General features: G+C 66.1%; 6 protein-coding genes. 5 read left to right on the top strand and 1 reads right to left on the bottom strand.

Going from position 1 to position 5,558, the window contains the following annotated elements:
• The coding region (locus ABNS06_RS05350) for a rod shape-determining protein (RefSeq protein WP_348673052.1) at positions 1–926 on the bottom strand (926 nt) is incomplete at its 3' end.
• A gap of 188 nt (positions 927–1,114) precedes the next feature.
• On the opposite strand from ABNS06_RS05350, the gene gatC reads away from it, so the two are divergent.
• The 5 genes from gatC to soxR form a co-directional block, all read left to right on the top strand.
• Positions 1,115–1,402: an Asp-tRNA(Asn)/Glu-tRNA(Gln) amidotransferase subunit GatC gene (gatC, locus tag ABNS06_RS05345; protein WP_348673050.1), complete on the top strand. Its 288-nt coding sequence runs from the start codon at positions 1,115–1,117 to the stop codon at positions 1,400–1,402.
• A gap of 14 nt (positions 1,403–1,416) precedes the next feature.
• Positions 1,417–2,880, top strand: coding sequence for an Asp-tRNA(Asn)/Glu-tRNA(Gln) amidotransferase subunit GatA (gatA, locus tag ABNS06_RS05340; RefSeq protein ID WP_348673048.1), 1,464 nt, complete (start codon positions 1,417–1,419; stop codon positions 2,878–2,880).
• Positions 2,881–2,882: 2 nt separating this feature from the next.
• Positions 2,883–4,319 (top strand): Asp-tRNA(Asn)/Glu-tRNA(Gln) amidotransferase subunit GatB, encoded by a 1,437-nt coding sequence (gene gatB / locus ABNS06_RS05335; RefSeq protein ID WP_348673047.1) that lies wholly within the window; start codon positions 2,883–2,885, stop codon positions 4,317–4,319.
• Between the two features lie 8 nt (positions 4,320–4,327).
• Positions 4,328–5,191: an Hsp33 family molecular chaperone HslO gene (locus ABNS06_RS05330; RefSeq protein ID WP_348673045.1), complete on the top strand. Its 864-nt coding sequence runs from the start codon at positions 4,328–4,330 to the stop codon at positions 5,189–5,191.
• A 73-nt stretch (positions 5,192–5,264) separates the two neighbouring features.
• Positions 5,265–5,558, top strand: a 294-nt coding sequence (soxR, locus tag ABNS06_RS05325) for a redox-sensitive transcriptional activator SoxR (RefSeq protein WP_348673043.1), incomplete at its 3' end; no start/stop codon positions are given.

Raw genomic sequence — 5,558 nt, 5'->3', positions numbered from 1 at the left:
TCCTCGGAGATCAGCTTGTCCAGATCGCGGAGCAGCGCGCCGCCACCGGTGAGGACGATGCCGCGATCGGCGACATCGGAGCCCAGCTCCGGCGGGGTGGATTCCAGCGCCGTCTTCACCGCGCCGACGATGCCGTACAGCGGTTCCTGCAAGGCATCGAGAATCTCGTTGGAGTTCAGCGTGAAGCTGCGGGGCACGCCGGCCGAAAGATGACGGCCGACGACGTCGATTTCCTGGACCTCGTGGCCCGGGAAGGCGGTGCCGATTTCGTGCTTGATGCGCTCGGCCGTGGCCTCGCCGATCAGCATGTTGTACTGGCGACGGACATAGCTGACGATCGCTTCGTCGAAACGGTCACCGCCGATGCGGACCGATTCGGCGTAGACGATGCCGTTGAGCGAGATCACCGCGACTTCCGAGGTGCCCCCGCCGATGTCCAGCACCATGGACCCGCGCGCCTCGCCGACCGGAATGCCCGCGCCAATGGCCGCGGCGACCGGTTCTTCCACCAGCATCACCTTGCGGGCGCCGGCGTTGGTCACCGACTCGCGGATCGCGCGGCGTTCGACCTGCGTCGACCCGTAGGGCACGCAGACGATCACCCGGGTGATGGGGCGAAACATCCGCCGCTTGTGCACCTTGCGGATGAAATGCTGCAGCATTTTTTCCGTCACCATGAAGTCGGCGATCACGCCGTCCTTCAGCGGACGAATGGTGTTGATGTTCGACGGAGTGCGACCCAGCATGCGCTTCGCGTCGATGCCGACGGCTTCTATGCGCTTGGCGCCGCGCGCGTCGGTGCGAATGGCGACGACGGAAGGCTCGTTCAGGACGATGCCCTGGTCGCGCACATAAACAAGGGTGTTCGCAGTACCCAGGTCGATCGACAGGTCGTTGACGAACAACCCGCGGATGTTGTCCAGCATGGGCTCAAGAACCGGCAGTGGTGGGGCGGGCGGGCTGGGGAACGAATCGTTGTATCCCGCGATGAAGGCGCGAAATCTACCAATGGGCAGGGTTTTGGGCAAGCAGGCCCTATGCTAAGTTTCTCGCCCGTTTCGCGGCCCCGGGCCGCGGCGCCACCGCGTCAACACGCCTTCTTTAGGCCATATTCATGAGTCTTAGCAACGATCAGCTGCGCACGGTTGCGCATCTGGCGCGTCTGGAACTGGACGAAGCCGATGTGGAGCTGTACTCCGGCAACCTCAATGACATTCTCGCCATGGTGGATCAGCTCAACCAGGCCGATACCGCCGACGTGACGCCGATGGCGCATCCGCTGGACATGGTTCAGCGCCTGCGCCGCGATCAGGTCACCGAAACCGACCAGCGCGAACTGTTCCAGTCCAACGCGCCCGACACCGAGCGCGGTCTTTACCGCGTGCCGCGCGTCATCGAATAAGCGAGAGTCGCCGAATGAGCTTTCATACCCTGACCGTGGCCGGGCTGGCCGATGGCCTGGCATCCGGACAGTTCTCCAGCCGGGAACTGACGCAGTACTTTCTTGACCGCATCGAGCAGCACGATTCCGCGCTCAACAGCTACATCACCGTCACGCCCGAGCAGGCGCTGGCGGCCGCCGATGCCGCCGACCAGACGCGCGCGGCCGGCGATGCCGGTCCGCTGACCGGCGTGCCCATGGCGCACAAGGACATCTTCTGCACCAAGGGCGTGCTGACGACCTGTGGTTCGAAGATGCTCGGCAACTTCGTCGCGCCCTATGACGCGACCGTGGTCCGGCAGCTGGCCGCGGCCGGTGTGGTCATGCTCGGCAAGACCAACATGGACGAGTTCGCCATGGGTTCGTCCAACGAGACCAGCTACTTCGGCCCGGTGAAGAACCCCTGGGGCGTGGATGCCGGCCTCGTGCCCGGCGGTTCCTCGGGCGGTTCGGTGGCGGCGGTGGCCGGCGGTCTCGCGCCATTCGCGACCGGCACCGACACCGGCGGCTCGATTCGCCAGCCGGCCGCGCTGACCAATCTCACCGGTCTGAAACCGACCTACGGGCGTTGCTCGCGCTACGGCATGATCGCGTTCGCCTCCAGCCTGGACCAGGCCGGGCCGATTACCCGCACCGCAGAGGATGCGGCGATCGTGTTGCAGGCCATGGCCGGCTTCGATCCCGCCGATTCCACATCCGTGGACGTGCCGGTACCGGACTATCGCGCCGGTCTGGATGCGCCGCTGGCCGGCCGCAAGCTGGGCCTGCCCAAGGAGTTTCTCGCCGAGGGTCTGGACGATGGAACGCGCGCCGCCCTGGAGGCCGCGCTGGAGATTTATCGCCAGCAGGGCGCCGAGATCGTCGAGGTGTCGATGCCGAACATGCATTTGTCGGTGCCGACCTACTACGTGGTGGCGCCGGCCGAGGCGAGCTCCAACCTGGCCCGTTACGACGGCGTGCGCTACGGCCATCGCGCCGAGGGCGTCGAGTCGCTGGAAGCCCTATACAAGCGCTCCCGCGGCGAGGGTTTCGGTCGCGAGGTGCAGCGCCGCATCATGGTCGGCACCTATGTGCTGTCGGCCGGCTACTACGACGCCTACTATCTGAAGGCTCAGCAGGTTCGGCAGTTGATTGCCGACGACTTCAGCCGCGCCTTCGAGGAAGTCGACGCGATCATCGGGCCCACGACCCAGGGTCCGGCCTTCGCGCTGGGCGAGAAGACTGACGACCCGGTGGCCATGTACCTGAACGACATCTACACCATCGCCGCGAACCTCGCGGGCCTGCCGGCGCTGTCGATGCCCGCGGGGCTGGTCGACGGCAAGCCGGTTGGCGTGCAGCTCATCGGCAAGGCCTTCGACGAGACGGGCATCCTGAACCTGGCACACCAGTTCCAGAGCCTGACCGACCACCACGTCGCACGTGCGGAGGGCTTCTGAACATGGAATGGGAAGTCGTCATCGGGCTGGAAGTGCATGTGCAGCTCCAGACCCAGAGCAAGATTTTCTCCGGCGCGGCCACCGCCTACGGCGCGGAGCCGAACACCCAGGCCTGCGCGGTCGATCTCGGTCTGCCCGGCGTGCTGCCGGTGCTGAATGCCGACGCCGTGCGCATGGCGGTGAAGTTCGGCCTGGCCGTCGGTGCCGAGATCGCGCCGCGCTGCGTGTTCGCGCGCAAGCACTACTTCTATCCGGACCTGCCGAAGGGCTATCAGATCAGCCAGTACGAGCTGCCGATCGTCGCCAACGGCACGCTGGATATCGAGGTGGATGGGCAGACCAAGACCATCGGCATCACCCGGGCGCATCTGGAAGAGGATGCCGGCAAGTCGATCCACGAGGGTTTCGGTGACGGATCGGGTATCGACCTGAACCGCGCTGGCACGCCGCTGGTCGAGATCGTCTCCGAACCGGATATCCGTTCCGCGGCCGAGGCGGTGGCCTACCTGAAGAAGCTGCACTCGCTGGTCCGCTACCTGGAGATCTGCGACGGCAACATGCAGGAGGGCTCGTTCCGCTGCGACGCCAACGTGTCGATCCGACCCAAGGGCAGCGACACCTTCGGCACGCGGACCGAGACCAAGAACCTGAACTCGTTCCGCTTCGTCGAAAAGGCGATCAACCACGAGATCGAGCGCCAGATCGACGTGATCGAATCCGGTGGCGAGGTGGTACAGGAAACCCGGCTGTTCAACACGCAAACCGGCGAGACGCGGGCGATGCGCTCCAAGGAAGAGGCGAACGACTACCGCTACTTCCCGGACCCGGACCTGCTGCCCGTGGTGACCACCGAGTCGGACATCATCGGCATCCGCTCGACCATGCCGGAGTTGCCGGACGCCAAGCGCGATCGTTTCGTCGAGCAGTACGCGCTGTCCGAATACGACGCCGGCGTGCTGACCTCCAGCCGCGAACTGGCTGACTACTACGAACAGGTCGTCGAATACACCGGCACGGTCAACGCCAAGCTGGCGGCCAACTGGGTCATGGGTGATCTGGCCGCGTCGCTGAATGCCGAGGGCCTGGATATCGCTGATTCCAAGGTCGACGCCAAAGCGCTGGCGGGGCTGGTGATGCGCATCGCCGACGACACCATTTCCGGCAAGATCGCCAAGGACGTGTTCGTGGCGATGTGGGCCGGCGAAGGTGATGCCGACGCCATCATCGAGGCCAAGGGGCTCAAGCAGATCACCGACCCGGACGCGCTGGGCAAGATCCTGGACGAGGTGATTGCCAGCAACCCGGCCCAGCTCGAGCAGTACCGCGGCGGCAAGGACAAGCTGTTCGGCTACTTTGTTGGCCAGGCGATGAAGGCGACCAAGGGCAAGGCGAATCCGGCCGAGGTCAATCGTCTGCTCAAGGAAAAACTGAACGCGTAGTTGCCGGCGTGGGTGTTCTCGTTCGATTCGACTTTGCCGACCTGCCGGTCCGTGGCGCGCTGGTGCGCCTGGACCAGGCCTGGCTGAACTGGTGGCAGCGCCTGGGGCTTGGCGGCCCCGAGCGGACCATGCTGGGCGAGGCAACCGCGGCCTTGCCGCTGCTGGCGGCCAATCTCAAGTTCCGCGGCCGGATGAATCTGCAGATGCAGGGCGGGGCGCATCTGTCGCTGCTGGTGGCGCAGATCGACCACCAGTTGCAGCTGCGCTCGATGTTGCAGACCCGCGACGAGCCGGTGCCGGCGGACTGGGCGCAGGCCGTCGCCGGCGCGCAATGCGCCGTGCTGCTCGATCCCGAATCCGGCATGGATCGCTACCAGGCCATCGTCGAGGCCGGCGGTGTGTCGCTGGCAGAGGATCTCGAACGCTATTTCCTGCAATCCGAGCAGCTTGCGACGCGTGTCTGGCTTGCCGCCGATGACGCCGTGGCCACGGGCCTGCTGGTCCAGCGATTGCCGGGCGAGATGGCCGAGGATGACGCGTTCGAAACGGTGACCGCGCTGGCCGACACGCTGGCCGACGGCGAACTGCTCGCCACCGATCCGGACCTGCTGCTGCATCGCCTGTTCGCCAGCCTGGGGTTGCGCCGCCACGACACGCGCGAGGTCACGCTGACCTGCCGCTGTTCGCGTGAGCGCATCGGCACGTTGCTGCTGTCGCTGGGCGAAGAGGACGTCGAGGCCTTGCTCGCCGAGCAGGGACGCGTGGAAGCGTCCTGCGAGTTCTGTGGGCAGTCCTACGTCTACGAGGCCGACGACGCTCGCGCCCTGTTCACCGCCGCGCGCGCGGAACCGCCATCGCCGACCAAGCACTGAGCCGACGACCCCGCTGACCCGCCGCGCGGGAATATGCGACGCTGAAACCTCGACATTCATTGAGGTTCAGCCGGTGAGTACCCAATCCTCCCGTATCGACACCCAACGCCCGCTGTCCGTGGGCGAGGTCGCCGAGCGCGCCGGCGTGGCTGTCTCCACGCTGCATTTCTACGAGGCGCAGGGGCTGATCAAGGCCTGGCGCAACGCCGGCAACCAGCGGCGCTACGCCCGCGAGGTGCTGCGGCGCGTCGCGGTGATCAAGGTCGCGCAGCGCGCGGGCATGCCGCTCAAGACCATACGCGACGCGTTCGACGCCCTGCCGGATCAGCGAACGCCGACGCGCGCCGATTGGCAGCGGCTGTCGGCG

Origin of the sequence: uncultured Abyssibacter sp. (genome assembly GCF_964000955.1) — a bacterium.
Taxonomy (GTDB): Bacteria; Pseudomonadota; Gammaproteobacteria; order Nevskiales; family OUC007; genus Abyssibacter.
Note: the sequence above shows the minus strand (reverse complement) of the source record. Positions and strands in the feature narration are given on the sequence as shown.